Here is an 18,740-nt window from a genome sequence, read left to right as displayed (position 1 = left end):
AGCGCGGCCTGTCCCTTTTTCTGCGCCCAATACTCCCGGTCTGTGACGCGGTTCTTGCTGCCGTTCAAGAGGTCGATTTGGTAAAGCCCCTCCCGGTGGCACATCTCCATGACTTCGGACTTGAAGTAGCGCAAGGCCGCGTCGGTACAGCGGTGCTTGCAACCGGCTTTCGTGTCGGCTGGCCTGTCCATGTAGGGCAGGAACGGGACTTCCTCTATCCGCAGCGAATTGATAACGATATGCACATGGATATTTCCGCTGCGGTTATGCCCGTCCGGGTGGGTACATACAAGGGCCTGGTGGCCAGGGAAATGCTCTTTACAGAATTGCTCCCCCAATGTCTGCGCCCGGTCTATGGTCAAGCCGTTGTCCGGGCCGTCCCGTGGGTCAAAGCTGATGATATAGTGGTGGCTTTTCACATCTTCCCGCCGCTGGTTTTTCTCATAGCGAAGATTTGCCCGCATACACGCAACGGCAAAATCCTCCCCGCCGCAGTTCAGCGTGGACAGCCGGTAGTCCTCGCGGGAGATAAGCCTGCCGGTTTCATCAAGGACGGGCTTCATGGTAAACTCGTCATGCTCAAACAGCAGGTATTGTTCGGCGGCTCCGTAGTCGGCGTTTTTAGAGTTGATATGCTTGAGTGTTGCCAACCGCGTCACCTACTTTCTGTAAGACTTCATACTTGAGGGCGGCAAGGTCGGCTATGGCTGCGCGTACCTCGCCGGAAAGCGCGTTGTAGGGTGCGCCGTACTCGTTCAGATACCGGGCAATCTGGTTGAGGTTGCCGCCGATTTTGCCGTACTCGGCTGTGAGTTTCCCGACAGCGGAAAGCAGCTCGTCATTGACCGCCGATACATGGATAATGGGGCGTATGGCGGTGCGCCGTATCGCCTGCCGGAGAAATTCGGACTGGCTGATACCATAGGGCGCAAGCCGCGCTGTGAAGTCGGCGTATTCTTCTTCGGACAGCCGGGTTTTCACAACGCGGCTGCGGTGGGGCGTGTTGTATTTCTTTCGCATAGGCTGAAAACCTCCTCTCACTATTCTTATTGCTGAATTTTTTCGGATTTTGGGCGGAGAAATTTTTCCCCTCATTCCTCCTATTGGGCAACTTTTTTGCACTTTGGGCGGAGAAATCTCTCTATTCCTTTCATTGCTGAACTTTTCGGGAAATAACAAAAACTGTTTTCAGTTTTTTTCGCCCGTAAGGGCGCAAAGCAGGGTTTGGGGAAGGCACTCCCCAACAAGTTTCCCGCGAGGGGCAAAACCGCAGAATTGCGGATTTTGGCACCGTGGTAGAAACTTGCTCTGTAACTGCCGCAGACTGCTCCTGTCGGGTTTTTCCGTACATAGAACGGACAGGACAGGACTTCCGGCCCGCTGTGGGCGGCCTTTTTTCCTTTCGCCAATATGACGCCGGAACGGGGCTTTGCTGCCCGCTGGCTGCGGCTTTTTCCCTTTCCGCTAAAGATACATTTCAAAGGCCGCCAGCTACCCGCTGGACGGGGATTTTTCAAAATTTCTTTTGCTTCTGTAATGTGGAAAACAGGATTTTGGCAACCGGCGGGCAGAGAATTTTTCCTTTCACTCCCTACAACACCGGCATATCCCAGTTGGACGGGAAAACTGGAATTTTTCGCTTTGTTCTCTACTACGGACAAAAATCAAAAATGCCAAACGCCGGGGCAAAAAAATTTCCCTTTCACTTACTACTACAATCCGAACAGGGCAAAATGGCCGGGAACGGAGCCGGGCAACAAAAAAAGCAGCAAATCTTTTTCAGACTTACTGCTTTCGCTGGCCGCCGGTGGGCGGCTGGTATTCAGTTTAGTAAAAGGTTATCAGTCAAATAATGTTGCAAGTGATTTTGTGGTGACTTAAAGCAGTTCTAACGCTCTTTTATACAATGGGTCTAATTCACACCCGCAACTTCCACATTCCTCATCAGCCTGCTTAATTGCTGATATTAAAGATTTTTTATCAGATTTTCCGTCTAACCATTGTTGCGCGGGAATAGCTATTAAATCCCAACCGGATGCAACAAATTTTTGCATAATAGTTTTTAATTCTTCCATAGTGCGGCTCCTTTCAAGATGGCAACTGACAAATTTGCGGGTACTCTGATTTTACCATATCTACGGTACAAGGTCTATGCTTATCGGTCAAATCGAAACTTGAACAGGGCAGAAATTAGCTTCTGCTTCACATGTTCCTCAACCTCCGCGTTGACTTTCCCGTGTACTCTGGAACAGTAGCGGATATATCCGGCGTAGTGGGAAAGAACGGTGTCGATTGCGTCCGGGTCGCCCTTATGCGCCTTGACGATTGTTTCATAGGGGAGAAGTTTACTCATAGCGTTTTCCCTCCCTCCATAAGCCGCCGGAGCCGCTTCAAGGCAAGCTGGATATGCCGCCCCGCTGTGCTGCGTGTCCGGCCGATATGTACGCCGATCACGCGCTGCGGCTGGCGTAGGAAATAGTAGCGGAAAATTTCTTCCTGTGCCTGCTCCGGCAAGAGTGCAAGGGCGGCGGCAAGCTCCGCATGATACAGAACGGCGGTCTGGCCGCAGGCATTAAAAAGATATTCTTCAATCTGCTCCGGCTCGGCAAACTGGACAAACTTCTCATTCATCAGGTAGTCAAGGGAAACTTCCCGTTCCCACCTCCGGCGCAGCTTCAAAATTATATCTATGGCGGCGTGACGAATGACAACCTTGCAAAAGGCGTTAAAGGTGTACTGGATATGCACCTTGTAGGCTTCATCTTCGGTCATGGAAATTCCCCCTCTCTGATAATAGTGCGGGGCGGCAGCACTCCTTGCTGTCGCCCCCTTGATTGCCTATCAGCAAAGGCGGGCGGGGCTGTCAACGGCGGCGCGTATGCGCCGTTTATCTTGACCGTTGACTGGCTCGGCTGGCTTTGCTATGACAATATAGTTATTTCCAGTGCTTTAATTGCGAAAGGTACAAATCAAACTGATTACGTCTGGTTTCTTCATCTGCGTTATCGGGATTTGGCATATTCGCAACCAGATAATCCAATAAAGATTCCTTGGATTGATATGCAAATTCCCCATTAGCATAGCACCATTTACAATAGTCCTCGTTATAGCTTCCGTCTGGTTCTCGGCTAATCAGACCATCTTCATTCAATGGCATTCCGCAACACTGACAAACAAGTTGCCGTGGAGAACCCAGAAGCGTATTGATTGACACATCAAAAACTTGTGATAACAGTTTTAAGGTATCTGTATTTGGCTGTGTTTCGCCTGTTTCCCAGCGACTAACCGCCTGTCGGGTAACTTGCACACGTTCAGCCAGTTGTTCTTGCGTAAGGTTGTTTTTCTCGCGTAAATTTTTAAGAATACCTTGTATTTCCATGCCCGTCCCTCCTAAAGGTTGTTTTTACTCATTATAACTTCAAAACGGGGTTTTAACAAGCAACTCGCTGTTGCTGCGGAATAGTGGGCTGCTGTCTATCAATTCTTATGTGTTACTTTATGGCACATGAGCATTGTTATATGGAATATAGGTTGATTATATGCATTGCTTTAAATTTGATGTTTCGTTATAAAGAAATATTTCTTTATAACGAAATAAATGAAAGGGGAAATCCATAATAGTATATTAGAGAAATTATAAGTAAAATGGAGAAAAGCAGTGAAATAAATGATAGAAGAAGAGAAAAGTGATAATAAAAAGGAAGATGCAACTTTGTTATGAAGCATCTTCCTTGGTTTTAAGCTGTTATGTGGTAACGAGTGATATCTTTCCAGTTTTCAGGAAATCCCATGTGACTCATTAGTTTATCTTCAGTAATATGTATTAATTGACTATTTATTTTCAATAATTCTGCCGCTAATTTTGTCTGAAAGGTTATAAAGTTTTCCTTTGGCAGTAGATAACGAAATGCAATGACTACGGCAAATAAATCCTGCTTTCCATACATGTACTGATTTCCCCGTTTTGGAAGAGCCATTTTAGCATGGAGTGGTGTATCTAAAATTTGATCAACAGTTCGATAAGTAAATAAGCGATCATTATGGGCGCAGACATTTCGATATTTGGTGAGAACAGATAAAAATCGTTCCAACTGTTTTTGATGTACTGCTGGAAAATGGCGACATATTTTGGAACGTAAAGGCTGAGGAAGGACCTTGTACATCTTTGAAATACTTCCAAAAGTTAGTATATTGATTGTAATCCAGAGGGGAAGATTTCCATATTGTGACCGATAATAATTTACATAGGAATAATCGGACGTAGTAACTGCTCTATGAAGTTTACGCATTAATCCATGAATAATTTTTCTATTCTGATTTGTGTAATTATAATTATTTGGATCTAAATATTCAATTTGGGAAATCCCGTAAGCATCAATGAAATAATAAGCAATTAAATTTCCAATATGGCGTTCAATCTGAAGTAAATATTTCAAGAACAATTCTCTAAGATTGGCATCAAATTGATAAAGAGCTACAATTTCGTCGAAAGAGGTCCCTGGTTTGTATTTTTTTGAAAAAGGAATCCGGAATAACTCCTTATAACCACCCATTAAAGGGAAATAACCAATATGTTGAATAATATCTTTTGCGTATTCCTCATCGGATATGATTATACCTTTTTCAGTTTTTAAATATTCAATTTGCTGAGAAAAAGTTAAAAATTTTTTTGAAATTGCCATGAAATTAAATCTCCGATAATGAAAAGAGGGAGAGACTCGAAAGCTCTCCCCCGCCTGTGGGCTTCGCAAGTTTCCACAGAACGATCACTAAGCTAACTATAGCAAAGCTGACTTGAAAAGTCAAGCTTAGAGTTTAGCTCATCACATTATATGCAGGAAAAAAATAAAAATACAGATTGTCAGATGTAAATAGTAAAAGATAAAATGTGTTAAAGTTTAAAATGTATCCGCTTTGATCAAGAACTAAAATAAAAAATAAAGAATATGATTGAAGGTAACTGGAGGTAGAAGATTGAAGATAAAGATGGTATAGTACAATTACGGAAATATAGGGGAGAGAAAATCTGTTCTGTTAGTAAAAAAAATGTGTATTTTAACTTCATATGTGGGAGGAAGGTTATTATTATGAAAAGATGGAAACCAACGATATTAAAATTGTGTATGCTGCTTGCGGCTGTCTTCCTGATCGGCGCGGTTCCGGCCAGCGCAAAAGCGGCTCCGAAGCTGTCCAGTAAAAAGATCACTCTGAAAGTCGGACAGAAAAAGAAACTGAAAGTGAAGAATGTCAAAAAGAAAAAAGTCAAATGGTCAAGTAAGAAAAAAGCAGTTGCCACCGTCAATAAAAAAGGTGTAGTAAAGGCAAAGAAAAAAGGCAAAACTACGATTATTGCCAAAGTCGGTAAAAAGAAGCTGAAATGTAAGGTCGTTGTGAAAAAAGCCGATACTAAGAAAAAATCTAATAGAAAAAATAAGGGTAACAATAAGATCAGTAAAGCTGTGGAAAAAGAATTGCCATCTGCTAAACAGTACCGCGTATTTAATGGCCCCGATAAACTGGCATTAAATAAATCAGAAGATTTGTTCCGATATGTTTACTGGGCTGGCCGCCCGATTAAGACCCCATCCAATGAAGCGAAGATAAAAGGTTATAAATGGGTGAGTTCTAATCCAGATGTGGTGTCAGTTGACAAATATGGTATAGCTACAGCTAAAAAGGTAGGTACATCTAAAATCTCTGTTAAATATTTAGACCGGTCGGGGGAATGGAGAGAAACAGATGCCTGGAAGGTCGAAGTTATTAATGCTGGGGATGTATCATTTTCTTTTGTATATGGGTTAAACAGAGATTTAGTAGACCTTTCAGAAAGATATTATGATTATCATATAAATAAGATGAATCAGCAAGGAGCGTTTAATTATATTACTTTGACTGTAGTCAATAATTCAAATAATGCAATTACTATGGAAAAACATTTTGATGCGTACAATACCAGATGGTGGGAATTTTACACGAAAGACAGGAAAGATGTAGTTGTACCTGCAAAATCAACAATAACTATTGTTTATAGTGCTAATACTAATTCAGGCGTTTGGAATTCTAATGATATTAAAAAAATCAATCCCACTTATATAATAAATGGAGAAAAAGTTTATCCGGTCTATGACATCGCTAAACAGGTGTGGGAATATGAATAATCAAAATAAAAATTAAATATTGGCATAAGTTCTGGAAATCTCAGGGGCCAAACCCTGAGATTTCTTTTGAAAAAGGAAGACTTTGAAAGCAGTGATGCCAGGGCTGCTTTTTTAGCCTTCCTTTTTTATTGTAAAGAAAGGGATGATTGTATCAAAAGGGAGAGAGCACCACCATGATTTGTGGGAAGAGAAATAATCTATGCATGATAGAAGGGAGAGTAAAGATGAGTAGTAAAGTAAAAACAAAGTTGAGACAGGTGATGTCTTTTTTTACTGCGTTTGTTTTATTGTTTTCTACGATAGCATCTTCTGTGTCGTCCATAAAGGTAAATGCGGCAGATACGGTAGAAAGTGTGAATGTAAAAACTTTAAGAGCAGCAACAGTCAAAGGGTATGGTAAGTTTGACCTTGAATCTGATTCTTCAGGCTATGAAGTGGAAGTCCAGGACAAGATGAAAAAAGCCACAAAGGATGACTGGATCTGGCAATCAGGCGATCAGGGAGCAAGCGGAGCCATCGGGGAGGAGCATTTAGGCAATGCTTATATCCACAGCTTGGAGCCGAATACTTCCTACTGGATTCAGTATAATAATATACAGCTTATGGATACGGAGAATAAACCAATGGGCACCTATGACGTCCGGGTAGTCTTTGACAATGCTAAAGGCCCTGTCAGCAACGCCAAGGGGCGCGATATCGCCCTGTTTGACGGCCAGCTTGGCGCTGTCCGGTTCCGTGGTTATAAGAGCATTGACTGCTCCATTTATGTATATGAACACGGGACAAAAAATCTGGTGAGCGGCGATGCGGGAAAAATGCATCTGCGTTTTGTGGATATCGACTGCCATCAGGCAGTGGAAGTCTTATCCGTAGGCCGGGTAGATTGGGCATATAAACGAAATAAGCTGTCTTGGATGGGGGAAGCTAAGTGCAAGGAGATTGGCGCTACGCATGGTAATACCGTATGGTACAACGGGGCAAGAGATGTGCGTGATGACTGGATTCAGGCAAGTAATGAGGATAATAAAAAAACAGCCGCCCGCTATACTTTTACGCTGGGTTTTACTCCTTCTGGAAGTGCGAACCATACTTTTAAAGTAAGGTATTACTCCGGCGGCGTAAACGATATTGGTACTCAGGTTAATGGAGCTTTCTTTTCTTTTGACGGAAATTTAGACCTGGATGTGGAAGACGACCCGTTCTTTTCCGGCAGTGTATCCAAACAAGTCAACGGGACAACGGATGCTGTCCTGTCCAATGCGAAGGAAAGCTTCACCTATACGTTAAATGCTGTCATTGACGCCGGTTCCACAGGCGGAACACAGTTTACTGTGACCGATACTCTGGATAGTGTTTTACAGCCGACTGCCATTACGGCGATCACCAAAGACGGCGCGGATGTATCCGGAAACTTTGATTACAGTATCAATGGCCAGACGGTAACGGTGAGTGCGAAATCCTCGTATCTGGCGACAAACCCGGCCGGGACATTTTCTGTCAATATAGCCACGAAAATTAAGGATGGAGCGAACCTCGCGCCATATTATGACGCGGCAAGGAATTACGCTGTCATCAATAATAAGTGTACGCTGACGACCAACGATGGAGAGGATGCTGTGAGTACGGATTCCAATACCGTTACGGTCCGCGTCCCGCTGGCAGAGCTGACCCTGGATAAGGTGGCGGATGCCTATGAGTATAAGGTGGGCGATACGGTTACGTATACGATTTCCGTAAAAAATGTAACGGCCAATTCCACCGCTTACGATGTGGTCATGACCGACGCCATCCCGTCAGATCTGCAGGTGACTGGCGTGACGCCGAGTGCCGGCTCCGGCTCTGTGGATGGCCAGAACGTCCGTGTTACAGGAGTAAACCTGGGAGCCAACCAGACACTGACCGTAAAAGTGACCTGCAAGGCACTGGAATCCGGAAACACGAAAGAGCTGTATAATACGGCCAGTTCAACCTGTTGGAACATTAAAAATCCATCCGGTCATGCTGATGATGACGCAGAGACTTATATCAACAGCGCGGTCCTGACGGTAGATAAGACGGTCGATCAGTATGAGTATGAGATTGGCGATACTGCCACCTTCACGGTAAAAATAGCTAACACAAGTACAGGTACGGCTAATAACGTTGTCATCGCGGATGATGTGCCAGAGGGCATGACTTTAGACTATGATTCCGTGGAAATTTCCGGCCTGCCGGAAACCGTTGTTGTGCCGGTGGCAGGGACAAAAGACCCGACCAATGCCTTAAACCCAGAGTACCGCAATGAGACAGAAACCCGGAATGTCACCGCCGACAAGGAAAAGAGCGGGGATAATGGCTGGAAGTATACCATCAACCACTTCCCGGCCGGAGCTACAGCGACCATCACCTATACAGCCACAGCCAATGAGAAAGGCAACGGCAAGGAAGCCCAGAACATCGTGACCGTGACCGCCGATAATGCGCCAAAGGCGCAGGATGAGGCGGAGTATTATATCAATACGGCACAGATTACCATCGACAAATCTTATATCAATCCGTATAAAGCGGAGAAAAACGATAACCGATGCGATAATGAATACAGAATCTACGAGGAAGAGACAGGATTCGAGAAAGTCCAGTATCAGGTCGTCGTCACAAGCGCTGGCGCTGATGGCACCGTGGCAAAGGATGTGGTCATTGATGACCTGACCCTGCCGGATGGCCTGGTATTAAATTATGAGGATATCGTCATCACAGAGACTGCTGCGGATGGGACAACCATTACCTTTGAGAAAGCGTCCGGTGGAAACGGCAAGACGATACAGTATAAGATTGCCGGCACCGAAGACGAGACAAATAAATTGAATCCGGAGCTTTATGATGAAACGGAGGAACGTACCCCGGTCATCACCATTGAGCAGTCCGGGAACGGTTTTATCGTCAAAGATACCTACCTGGAAAAAGGCGCGTCTCTGACCATCAAATATGACGCCAACGCCCTGGAGAATGACGAAGTGGACGTTAATGGTACAGAGATCACCAATACAGCAAAGGCGACCGCGGCAAACGTGGAGAAAGAGGAAGACGGCAGCTATAAAGTGGTAAAAGATGCTACCACTGTTTACATCAATTCCCCTCGTCTGCAGATCGTGAAGGAAGCCGATTCTGATGAGTATGGAATTGGGGAGAATGTCTCCTATACCATCGACGTGATCAACACCCATAAGGGAACCATCGCCCGGAACCTTGTCTTTACCGATAAACTGGAAACCGAAGGCGTGGAATTTTTGACCGGCACGATCGCCCTGTATGATACCAACGGCTATGAGCTGCGGGAAGGTACGGACCTGGCCGGGGAAGACGATTACACAAAGACTGCCAAAGTCGATGAGTTTATCCTGCGTTCTGATAAGCACCTTGTAGTGGATGGCAATTATGACCTCTATGACCTGGAAAATGGCAAGAACCCGGAGGAACAGGGAACCTGGAATCTAGTGGTAGTATAAAAATAGTACAAAGTAAAGATGCCATGCAGACCTAAATCATGTATGATAAGAGAGATGATAAAAAGGAGGCAGTACAGGCATGGCAAAGGGTAGCAGATACGATCAACAGTTTAAGGAGAATGCAGTCAGGTATCGTTTGGAACATCCAGAACTCTCACTTCAGAAGGCAGCTGAGAATCTGGGAATCAGTGATTCCGCTCTCAAGACGTGGCTACGAGCGGCCAGAGAGAACGAAGGGAGCGTACCAACACGGGGATCCGGGAATTATTCCAGTGATGAGGCGAAAGAGATCGCACGTCTCCAGCGTGAACTAAGGGATACAAAGGATGCGCTTGAAATTCTAAAAAAAGCCATCAGTATCCTGGGAAAATGACAGAGGCTGTCTATACTGCCACAGCGGAGTATATTGTGGAAATGGAGCAGCGTCCGGTGAAGCACCACGTCTCTGTCAGCGGGGTACTGAAACATCTTGGTGTTTCACGATCCGGTTATAATGCTTGGAAAAAAAGAGTCCCTTCTGCCACGGAAAAACACCGTGGGGAGATCAAACAGAAAATCCGAAAAATCTATGAAGATTCCCACCAGAACTATGGAGCCCCTAAGATCACAAGGGAATTGTGGAAAACCGGCGAAAAAATCGCAGTGAAAACTGTGGCGAATTACATGCGTCAGATGGGAATCAAAGCCCAATGGGTAAAGCCATATGTACAAACAACCATAGATTCTGATTTCAGTTCGAAACTGCATAACATTCTGAATGAACAGTTCAATCCCGCTCAGCCGGATGCTGTATGGGTGTCGGATATCACTTATATCTGGACGTTTGACGGCTTTGTATACTTAACCAGCATTATGGATCTGTATTCCCGGAAAATCATCGCATGGGTCTTGGGCGAAACACTGGAAGCATCCCATGTGGTGGAATGTATCGAGAAAGCAAAGAAAATCCGCAGAATAGCACATCCGCTTATCATACATACAGACCGTGGCTGCCAGTATGTATCGGATGCATTCCGTAAAGCAACAGAGGGGATGGTAAACAGCTATTCAAAAAAAGCATATCCATGGGACAATGCGTGTATTGAATCGTTCCATGCATTACTGAAAAGGGAGTGGATCAACCGTTTTAAAATTTTTAATTACCGGCATGCATATAAGCTGGTATTCGAATATATAGAAACATTTTATAACACAGTGAGGACACACAGCCATTGTGGATATCTTTCGCCAGATCAGTATGAAAAAGAATACTATGCAGCATTAGATGAAAGAGCTGAAGCTTTAGCAGGGTAACTCAACATTAAAAGGGCATATTTAATTTGTACTTTTTCTTGACATAGGACCAATGTCCGTGAAGCTGAATAACGAGGATGTCACCGATCAAGTACAGATCACCTACAATGAGACGATGGATGGATTTGACATTGATACCGGCATTACTCTGACCGAAGATGATACCCTCGTAGTAACCTATCGGGCAAAGGTGCTTCCGGAAGCCGGGGACGTGGAATTGATGAATACCGCCGGTGTAAGTTGCAGCAATAACCCGGAATGGAAGTATGACAGTGTACCGTTTATCCCGGAGAAAAAGGTGCCGAAACTGGCGATTGAAAAAACGTCAGATAAAGAAGTCTATCAGGTAGGTGACACTGGGCATTATACCGTTACCGTTACCCAGACAACAGAAGACATGACTGCAAAGCAGGTCGTGATCAAAGACGCCCTGCAGGTGGAAGGCGCAAAGATCCAAGTGGACACCATTAAGCTGTATTTCAATGATGTGGAGATCACGCCGGCAAAAATCACATCCGATGTGAACGGCTATACCATTGAAACTGGAAAAGACCTGACCGATAAAGACAGCCTGAAAGTCACCTATGATGTCTACTTTGAGTCTGGCCGTCTCAATGGACAGACCGTGCCGAACACAGCAAAGGCAAAGGCCGAAAATACGGAAACAGAAACCGACCGGGAAGTACCGCTCACTCCAGTGGGAGATGGCCTGGAAGCCAAAAAAGAGGCGGACCCGGCAGGCGGCACGGTGGTGAAGGCTGGTGATACCATCCAGTATACGATCACTGTTAAGAACATTTCCAATCAGGAAAAGACGAACGTCCTCATCCGTGACGCGATCCCGGAACTGACGACCTATGTAGAGGGAAGTGGCGGGGAACTGTTCACGATCAACGAACAGCCATATGTCCGCTTTGTGATCCCATCTATTGCGGCAGGCGAAGCGCAGCAGGTTTCTTTCTCTGTGACCGTCAATGAAGAAGCGACGGAAGATGATGTCATCCGCAATACTGCACAGGTCTATGAACCGACAGCAGAAGAAGTGGGCGAGGATGGAACGATTCCGGAAGAAATCTGGAACAGCGACAAGTTTGAGGACACCAACACCATCACCCATCCGCTGGACGACTGGGTCATCACTGACCATGAAGTCGATGTGGTATCCCCGGCATTGGCCATTGAAAAAACGTCAGATAAAGACGTCTATCAGGTAGGAGAGACCGGGCACTATACGGTCACTGTTACCCAGACCAAAGAAGACCTTACGGCGAAACAGGTAGTAGTCAAAGATGACCTGCAGGTAGATGGCGCAGAAATGCAGCCGGATACCATCAAAGTATATTTTAACGATACGGAGATCACGCCTGTGTCCGTGACCGCAGACGCCAAAGGCTATTTAATCGATACCGGCATGGACCTTACAGACAGAGACGTTATTAAAGTCACTTACGATGTCGTATTTGTATCGGAAAGTCTGATGGGCGGCACGGTGCCAAATACGGCAAAAGCGAAGGCTGATAACGCCTATGCAGAAACGGACCATGAAGTCCCGCTGACACCTGTAGTGGATGGCCTTGAAGCGAAAAAAGAAGCCGATCCGGTGAGCGGCACCGTCGTAGAAGCCGGAGAGACGATCCAGTATACGATCACTGTAAAAAATACCTCTGATAAAGAGAAGACGAATGTCCTTGTCCGTGACGCCATCCCGGAAAATACTACTTACGTGGAAGGAAGTGGCGGAGAACTGTTTACGATTGATGAACAGCCATATGTCCGCTTCGTGATCCCGTCCATCGCTGCCGGGGAAGAACAGAACGTTTCCTTCTCCGTGACTGTCAATGAAGATGTGGATAAGGATGAGGTTATCAAAAACGTGGCACAGGTTTATGAACCGACAGAGGATGAAGTAGGGGTGGACGGCACAGTACCGGAAGAAATCTGGAACAGTGATAAATTCCACGATACCAACATGACCCTGCATCCACTGGATAACTGGGTCGTGACCGAACATGAAGTTGGCGTGGGAACTCCGGATGTGTCCATCGAAAAGAAAGCCGACGCCACCGTATATTCTGTGGGTGAGACCATCCAGTACACGATCCTGGTGAGCCAGAATACCGAAGGGGCCACAGCAACGAACGCCATCGTGGAAGATAAAGACCTGACAGACGGTGTGGATATTGATTACGCATCCATTCAGGTAGACGGCGCAGCCGTACCGGAAAAAGATGAAGTGGAAATGGACGCGGATACAATCCACATGGTACGCACAGACGGAGGATTCAAGGTGGTTTACCCAACTCTGTCCGGACAGTCGGAAATTACATTTACCGCAACCATTACCAGTGAAGACCTGACCGGCCAGAAGATCCATAACACGGCGACTGTCATCACCGACCAGACACCGGAAAAAGAAGCGACTGTCACTGTGAAGGTTCCAAAGTCCACACTGGAAAAGGTAGTGGAAAAAACATTTCATCCAGACGGAGCTTCGTCTAAAGACAATGATGAAGGAACGAGTGGCCCGAAAGGGGCAAAGACCGGCGTTACAAGCTATGCCGGATGGTTTGCGCTGGCGGCAGCCGCCTTTGGCGGGACCGGCATCTTCCTCCTCCGGAGAAGACGGAAAAAAATGAAATAAATAAGGGACAATACAGCAGGAAAGTAAGGGCCTGCTTTTTTTGTACCCAAAAACCGGAAAGGAGGCAGCCCGTACTGAATTTCAGTACGGGCTGATATTGAAATATGAAGATAAGAAAAGTATTGCCCGGCGCCCTGTTCCTTTTTTTATGTCTGCTCTGCGGAGCTGGCATTGCCGGCTATTTTTTCCATCTGGAGCCACAGCCGGCTGTAAGGCAGGAAGCAGCCCGCCTGGTGGGGACCAGGGATGTCGTCATCGGCGTGGGAGAGACGTTGCCCGACTTAAAGGAAGGGCTGGGCGTCAATGACGCGGTGGAACGGGTGGAGATCGACACCGGTGCTGTTGATACCGGGACAGCCGGGGAATATCCCATCATTTACCGCTATACTGACGTACAGGGGGAGACCCATGAGATAGAGACTACCTGCACCGTGACGGCGGCAGACAGCCCGGAAACAGTACAACGCCCGGAAGAAAAAACAGGAGAAAACACCCGTGGGGAAAAGGAGACAAACAGACGGCAGGAAAAAGAAACCATGCCGGATAAAAAAGAGACGGTGCGCACTACGCCGCCGCAGACTGGCGACTGGACAGTATTTGTGGGATATGCGGTTCTGTTTTTGGTCTCGGTCTTTTTGTTCCTGCTCCTGTTCCTCCGGCGGTGTGTTTTTGGATAAAGATAGGAGGTTTGATGGATGGATGAGATGAAGATGTATCAGGAAGGGCAGGCCGCCGGCGGGGGACGGCCCCAGGCAGCCACTATGCCGGATATGCTGGAGCAGATGCGGCAGATCTTTGCCGACCGGGACGCAGAGTATACCCGGATGGAACAAGCGTACCAGAAAAGGAAAGAGATCCTGGACGCGAAAGAAGCGTCCCTGCTGGAGACGGTATCCGGTCTGGAAGACCGACTTTCGGTTGTCACTGCCCGGGAGGGAAATGTCCGGGAAAAAGAGGCAGAGCTTCAGGAGAAGATGGAGAGCCTGGCAAAAGAGAAAGCTGCCTTGCAGGAAGCGCAGGCAGAGCTGGAGAAGGAAAAAACGGAACAGTGGATGAAAGTCTCTCTGCTCCGGGAAGAGGCCCGGAACGAAAAGCTCCGGAGCCAGCGCCTGGCCGGGGAGTATGAGGAGAAGTTATCGAAACTTCCGGCGGACAGCCCGTACCTTTCTGTTCTGCAGGAGACAGCCGGGCAGGCAGCCAGAAAACAGATGGAAGAAAAAATTGCCGCGATGGAGACTTCCCTCCGGCAAAAAGAACAGACGATCACAGAGATGCAGGCGGAGAACGAGGACCGTGAGGTGCAGATCGCCGCCTTGCAGGGAACGGTGGACAGCCAGAAGGAAGAACTGGAAAAGGGCAAAGAAGAGAACCGGCAGTTAAAGGCAAAAAATGAATACCTTACGAAAACCAACCAGGAATTGGAAGAGTTGAGCCAGATCCTGCCGGAACAGCAGAAACAGGATATGGAATCCCTCCATACACTGGCAAAGGAGCTGACAGAGGAAAAAGAGGCCCTCAAGGAAGAAAACAGACGTTTAATGGAAGAGAACCGACGTCTGCAGGAAGAAAAGGGAGAACTGTTCAAAAAATTGATGGCAGGTGTACAGTCGGGAACGCAGGATAGGGAAAGCTGGCAGGAAAAAAGAGAATGGGAAGAGAAAGGTTCATCTCAAAATACAGAAGAAATAGAAGAAACAGACACAACCATTAGCCAGGAAGAACCCCTACAAGCCGACGTCTTGTTGATGGAAGACCTTTTGACGGCGGAGACTTTGCAGGAGTATCTGCAAGAAGAGGGTGTGAATGCGCGTCTTCTCCACTCTGCTGATGGGGAGTTAGTTGCTGTTGCAACTGATGAGTTACAAATCATGTTTGCCTTCCGGGAATCGCCGCGGTTTGATATCCGGAAAAAACAAAAAGGTGGTTGGGGGATGAAGAAACTGATCCGGCGATATAACGAGAATAAAGCGGGCCTGACGTTTATCTATGATGAAAATGAAGAAGAATTGATCGGTTCTGCAGAGTTTTCTCTCAGTATATCTCCAGAGGATCTGATTCATAAAGTGTATCAGGCAGCCCGCATTTATTTTGGATATCAAGATAAGAAAGAGAAATGAGCCGGGAACTTATTGTCATTATAGGTTTGTCTTTTGGTTTTGCTCTGTTTTTGACACTGTTTATTTTTTGGGTACAGCAGATGCGGGATGCAGTACCCGGATATAAACGACCCTTGCCGGCTGTCCGGTATCATCAGGAGACCGTACAGTGCCTGCGAAACGCTTATCGTGCAGCAGGAAGTATTGAGGGGATGCTGCTGTTAGCGCCTCGGAAATGCCGGCAGAAAAAGGCACGGAAACGGTTCCGTGCGGCAGTGAGTTACCTAAAAGACAGTCGTTATCGGGATTATGAGACTGCTTTGCTTGTTTATGCATCGGACGGCTCGCCGGAGTGTGACAAATTATTTACCTATATCATAGAACTGGAAGTCCAAAAAAATCGTGGACTTCCTATGAAAATGAAAAGGAGTGAAGACCAATTATGAGAAAACATAGTTTTATACAGATCATAGCGGTCATTATTGCATTTATCATCGGTATCGTAGCAAATGTGGCGGCACGGACATTGGTATTACCCCGTATCCTCCCGGCTGGTCTGCAGCCAATGACCGGGCTTCTGGCAATATTGATCCAGATTGTTGTATCTGTGGTCATTGTAATATTGATCGGTATATTTAGCAGGAGGGATAGATAAATGCGGAAAGATCAAATAAAGAGATACATAAAAAAAGTAGGAAGAGAAGCAGCCAGGATGGGGATATCCCTTTGTGTGGCTGCATTTTTTATCTCTATCCATGTACAGGCGACCAATGGGAATATCATCACGACGGGTTTTAATTCCCTGTATGATGTGGTGGCGTCTATCGTATCTAATATCGGACAGTTATTTTTATTATGGGGTGTCTTTGAGATGGCCGCCAGCATGAACACCCAGGACGGTATGGCGCAGTCATCGGCTTTTAAACGGGTGGGCGGCGGCCTCATCGCCTGTATCGCCCCGCAGATCATCCCGCTCATTAATACTGGAGCCAACTAAAAAGGAGGTGCGGCCTTATGCCGGATTGGGTCACAAACTTTTTTGGCGGATTTTCTATCGGACTGGCAAACACAATCTGGAAGGCAGCCATGGCACTAATCGGCGGGCTGTTAGGGACACCGCCGCAGGATTTCTCACCGGATGCCTGGAACTTTGTCGAACGCACGCTGTATCCGTGGTCTCTATCCATTGGGGTATCCCTGCTGAACCTGTTTTTTCTCATCGCCATTTGCCGGGCAGTCAGTGACCTCCACCATAACATCACCCTGGAAATGACGATTGAAGCCTTTGTCAAGATCGTGGTTGCCAATGTCATTTTCCTGAACCTGTTCCTTCTGATGCGGCTGATCCTGTCGATTGCGGCAGCTATGGTGGGGGAAGTATTCACAACACAGAGTGCAGATCTGATCGTAGATGAGATGGATATCGGTTCGACACTGTTTTATCTGCTCTTCGGTATCTTCTTTGTACTGGTGGCGATCGTTTGCAGTTTTCTGCTCCTACTGACGGTCTATAGCCGCTATATCAAGATTTATCTGCTGATTGTGCTGGCTCCGTTTGCTTTGCCGACGCTCATCGGCGGCAGGGAGACGGAACGGACATTTTATGCCTGGCTAAAAACTTTTTTGTTAAATGCATTTGAGATCGTGGCGATCGCCCTGACCATGGCGATATCATTTAAGATCATCAATGCCGGCATCTCCGTTTTTGAAGGCTCCGGCCTGGTGGGGGAAGCAGTCGATGGATTTTGGGATGCATTGAACGCCCTGTTTACGATGATCTTTATGACGGCCAGTGTGAAAGGAGTAAACAGCCTGCTGGCAAAAGCCCTGGCATTATAGAGTTTTGATTAGGAAAAGAAGGGAGAAGATACGATGAAGATTGACATAAACGATGATTTTGATACGACGTTTCAGAATGAAATATTTGCCGGATTTACACTCAAACAGTGTATTGCTGCAGGTATTGGGCTGGTGGCCGGGTTTGGTTCCGCAATTGCTTTGTATCATTATACGGGCCTGCCGATCGTACAGTGTACTTATATTGTAGTTCCAGTAATGGTACCGTTTTGTGCGGCTGGCTTTTTCACATATCAGGGAAAATCTCCTGTAAAAATTTTAAAAGAGATATGGTTCGTCCATCAGACGGAGCGCCTGACATATCAGGCGGCAGAACAACCGGAAAATATAGGGAGGGTATTTACCATGAAGAGGAACCTGCCCAAAAGGAAGAAAGGAAGGAGGAAAGGCCATGGCCATATTTAATGCGGACGTCCGGTTCAGGGACCAGAAACGGATGAGCCTGCCGGTTGTCAAAGTCCCGAAAAATGTCCGGGAAGCCTTTCACATTGACACACTCTATGAGAATGGCATCGCCAAACTGGAAAAGGGAAGGAAAAACTGTCTGTATGACCGATGTTATCTGTTTGAGGAGATCAATTACATCAACAAGGATGATGGGGAGAAGACCCGTTTTTTAAATCAGTTTATGGCTTGGTTGAAGGCCATGAACGTAGATTTTAAGATTACAGTGGCTAATGAGTATCAATCTGCGGCGGATTTTATCAGGAAATACCGGTCCAACAAAAACAAAGAAAGCTATCCGGAGACGGAAAAAGGAATCCAGGATTGGATTGAGGAGAAAATGGGGGAATCCAACCCCAACGTGACCACCTATCGGTATCTGACCGTCTCCTGCCGGGCGGAGACCCAGGCGGAGGCGGTCATCCTGTTAAATGCGATCGACACGGTCATCCACGACATGTTCCGGGCATGGCGGGGACAAGTCATGCGGCTGTCAGCCAAAGAACGGCTTTTCTGTCTCCATTCCCTGCTCCGCCCGGGAAAAAAGGAGGAGGAAGCCTATCTGTCTTTTGGGAAAGGACACGACTGGAAGAATGACATCCTGCCCCGGACCATCCGTCAGAAAAGCAACTTTCTTGTTTTGGACGATTAGTGGTAGTATAAAAATAGTACAAAGTAAAGATGCCATGCAGACCTAAATCATGTATGATAAGAGAGATGATAAAAAGGAGGCAGTACAGGCATGGCAAAGGGTAGCAGATACGAT

21 protein-coding genes are annotated in these 18,740 nt (G+C 46.5%); 14 read left to right on the top strand and 7 right to left on the bottom strand.

The annotated features are described in order from the left end of the window. Both B5F87_RS18775 and mobC read right to left on the bottom strand, forming a co-directional pair. Positions 1–650 (bottom strand): relaxase/mobilization nuclease domain-containing protein (locus B5F87_RS18775; RefSeq protein WP_158097104.1); only part of this gene is annotated, 650 nt, incomplete at its 3' end. Next, positions 622–1,020: a plasmid mobilization relaxosome protein MobC gene (gene mobC / locus B5F87_RS18770; RefSeq protein ID WP_087283809.1), complete on the bottom strand. Its 399-nt coding sequence runs from the start codon at positions 1,018–1,020 to the stop codon at positions 622–624. The genes mobC and B5F87_RS18775, both read right to left, overlap by 29 nt. Positions 1,021–1,410: 390 nt before the next feature. Here mobC and B5F87_RS21520 point away from each other — a divergent pair, with 390 nt between their 5' ends. Next, entirely contained in the window at positions 1,411–1,881 is a 471-nt protein-coding gene (locus B5F87_RS21520; RefSeq protein WP_242964581.1) for a hypothetical protein, read from the top strand. On the opposite strand, the gene B5F87_RS18760 is transcribed toward B5F87_RS21520, so the two are convergent. The 5 genes from B5F87_RS18760 to B5F87_RS18740 all read right to left on the bottom strand — a co-directional run bounded on the left by B5F87_RS18760 (position 1,878) and on the right by B5F87_RS18740 (position 4,682). After that, positions 1,878–2,075 (bottom strand): hypothetical protein, encoded by a 198-nt coding sequence (locus tag B5F87_RS18760; RefSeq protein WP_087283805.1) that lies wholly within the window; start codon positions 2,073–2,075, stop codon positions 1,878–1,880. The genes B5F87_RS21520 and B5F87_RS18760 overlap by 4 nt on opposite strands. Before the next feature lie 80 nt (positions 2,076–2,155). Next, the gene (locus tag B5F87_RS18755) at positions 2,156–2,353 is read right to left on the bottom strand and encodes a helix-turn-helix domain-containing protein (protein WP_071433785.1); all 198 of its coding nucleotides are present in this window, start codon (positions 2,351–2,353) and stop codon (positions 2,156–2,158) included. Then, a complete protein-coding gene (locus B5F87_RS18750) occupies positions 2,350–2,772 on the bottom strand; it encodes a sigma-70 family RNA polymerase sigma factor (protein ID WP_087283801.1) in 423 nt (140 codons plus the stop codon). The genes B5F87_RS18755 and B5F87_RS18750 overlap by 4 nt, the downstream gene beginning before the upstream one ends. Before the next feature lie 163 nt (positions 2,773–2,935). Further along, positions 2,936–3,379: a zinc ribbon domain-containing protein gene (locus B5F87_RS18745; RefSeq protein WP_087283799.1), complete on the bottom strand. Its 444-nt coding sequence runs from the start codon at positions 3,377–3,379 to the stop codon at positions 2,936–2,938. A 358-nt stretch (positions 3,380–3,737) separates the two neighbouring features. After that, positions 3,738–4,682, bottom strand: coding sequence for an Abi family protein (locus B5F87_RS18740; protein WP_087283796.1), 945 nt, complete (start codon positions 4,680–4,682; stop codon positions 3,738–3,740). Positions 4,683–5,087: 405 nt separating this feature from the next. Here B5F87_RS18740 and B5F87_RS18735 point away from each other — a divergent pair, with 405 nt between their 5' ends. The 13 genes from B5F87_RS18735 to B5F87_RS18675 all read left to right on the top strand — a co-directional run bounded on the left by B5F87_RS18735 (position 5,088) and on the right by B5F87_RS18675 (position 18,626). Then, entirely contained in the window at positions 5,088–6,158 is a 1,071-nt protein-coding gene (locus B5F87_RS18735) for an Ig-like domain-containing protein (RefSeq protein WP_087283794.1), read from the top strand. 224 nt (positions 6,159–6,382) lie between these two features. Next, on the top strand, positions 6,383–9,643 hold the full coding sequence (locus tag B5F87_RS18730; RefSeq protein WP_158097103.1) for an isopeptide-forming domain-containing fimbrial protein: 3,261 nt from the start codon (positions 6,383–6,385) through the stop codon (positions 9,641–9,643). A gap of 79 nt (positions 9,644–9,722) precedes the next feature. Next, positions 9,723–10,016, top strand: coding sequence for a transposase (locus B5F87_RS18725; protein ID WP_087178690.1), 294 nt, complete (start codon positions 9,723–9,725; stop codon positions 10,014–10,016). Between the two features lie 41 nt (positions 10,017–10,057). Beyond that, a complete protein-coding gene (locus B5F87_RS18720) occupies positions 10,058–10,936 on the top strand; it encodes an IS3 family transposase (protein ID WP_143405290.1) in 879 nt (292 codons plus the stop codon). Between the two features lie 58 nt (positions 10,937–10,994). Beyond that, the gene (locus B5F87_RS18715; RefSeq protein WP_158097102.1) at positions 10,995–13,577 is read left to right on the top strand and encodes an isopeptide-forming domain-containing fimbrial protein; all 2,583 of its coding nucleotides are present in this window, start codon (positions 10,995–10,997) and stop codon (positions 13,575–13,577) included. A 104-nt stretch (positions 13,578–13,681) separates the two neighbouring features. Then, positions 13,682–14,254 (top strand): hypothetical protein, encoded by a 573-nt coding sequence (locus tag B5F87_RS18710; RefSeq protein WP_087283784.1) that lies wholly within the window; start codon positions 13,682–13,684, stop codon positions 14,252–14,254. 18 nt (positions 14,255–14,272) lie between these two features. Further along, entirely contained in the window at positions 14,273–15,694 is a 1,422-nt protein-coding gene (locus B5F87_RS18705; protein WP_087283782.1) for a hypothetical protein, read from the top strand. Then, positions 15,691–16,119 carry a hypothetical protein gene (locus B5F87_RS18700; protein ID WP_087283779.1) on the top strand — a complete coding sequence of 143 codons (429 nt, stop codon included), beginning with the start codon at positions 15,691–15,693 and terminating at the stop codon, positions 16,117–16,119. Before B5F87_RS18705 ends, B5F87_RS18700 begins: the two co-directional genes overlap by 4 nt. Then, on the top strand, positions 16,116–16,328 hold the full coding sequence (locus tag B5F87_RS18695; protein ID WP_087283774.1) for a hypothetical protein: 213 nt from the start codon (positions 16,116–16,118) through the stop codon (positions 16,326–16,328). The genes B5F87_RS18700 and B5F87_RS18695 overlap by 4 nt, the downstream gene beginning before the upstream one ends. Continuing rightward, the gene (locus B5F87_RS18690) at positions 16,329–16,670 is read left to right on the top strand and encodes a hypothetical protein (protein ID WP_087283772.1); all 342 of its coding nucleotides are present in this window, start codon (positions 16,329–16,331) and stop codon (positions 16,668–16,670) included. Between the two features lie 17 nt (positions 16,671–16,687). Then, positions 16,688–17,512, top strand: a complete 825-nt coding sequence (locus B5F87_RS18685) for a hypothetical protein (protein ID WP_087283769.1) — start codon at positions 16,688–16,690, stop codon at positions 17,510–17,512. Positions 17,513–17,545: 33 nt separating this feature from the next. After that, positions 17,546–17,935 (top strand): PrgI family protein, encoded by a 390-nt coding sequence (locus tag B5F87_RS18680; RefSeq protein ID WP_087283765.1) that lies wholly within the window; start codon positions 17,546–17,548, stop codon positions 17,933–17,935. Next, positions 17,922–18,626, top strand: coding sequence for a hypothetical protein (locus B5F87_RS18675; protein WP_087283762.1), 705 nt, complete (start codon positions 17,922–17,924; stop codon positions 18,624–18,626). Before B5F87_RS18680 ends, B5F87_RS18675 begins: the two co-directional genes overlap by 14 nt. Positions 18,627–18,740 lie beyond the last annotated feature (114 nt).

The organism is Eubacterium sp. An3, from assembly GCF_002159465.1.
GTDB classification, from domain to species: domain Bacteria; phylum Bacillota; class Clostridia; order Lachnospirales; family Lachnospiraceae; genus Anaerobutyricum; species Anaerobutyricum stercoris.
Note: the sequence above shows the minus strand (reverse complement) of the source record. Positions and strands in the feature narration are given on the sequence as shown.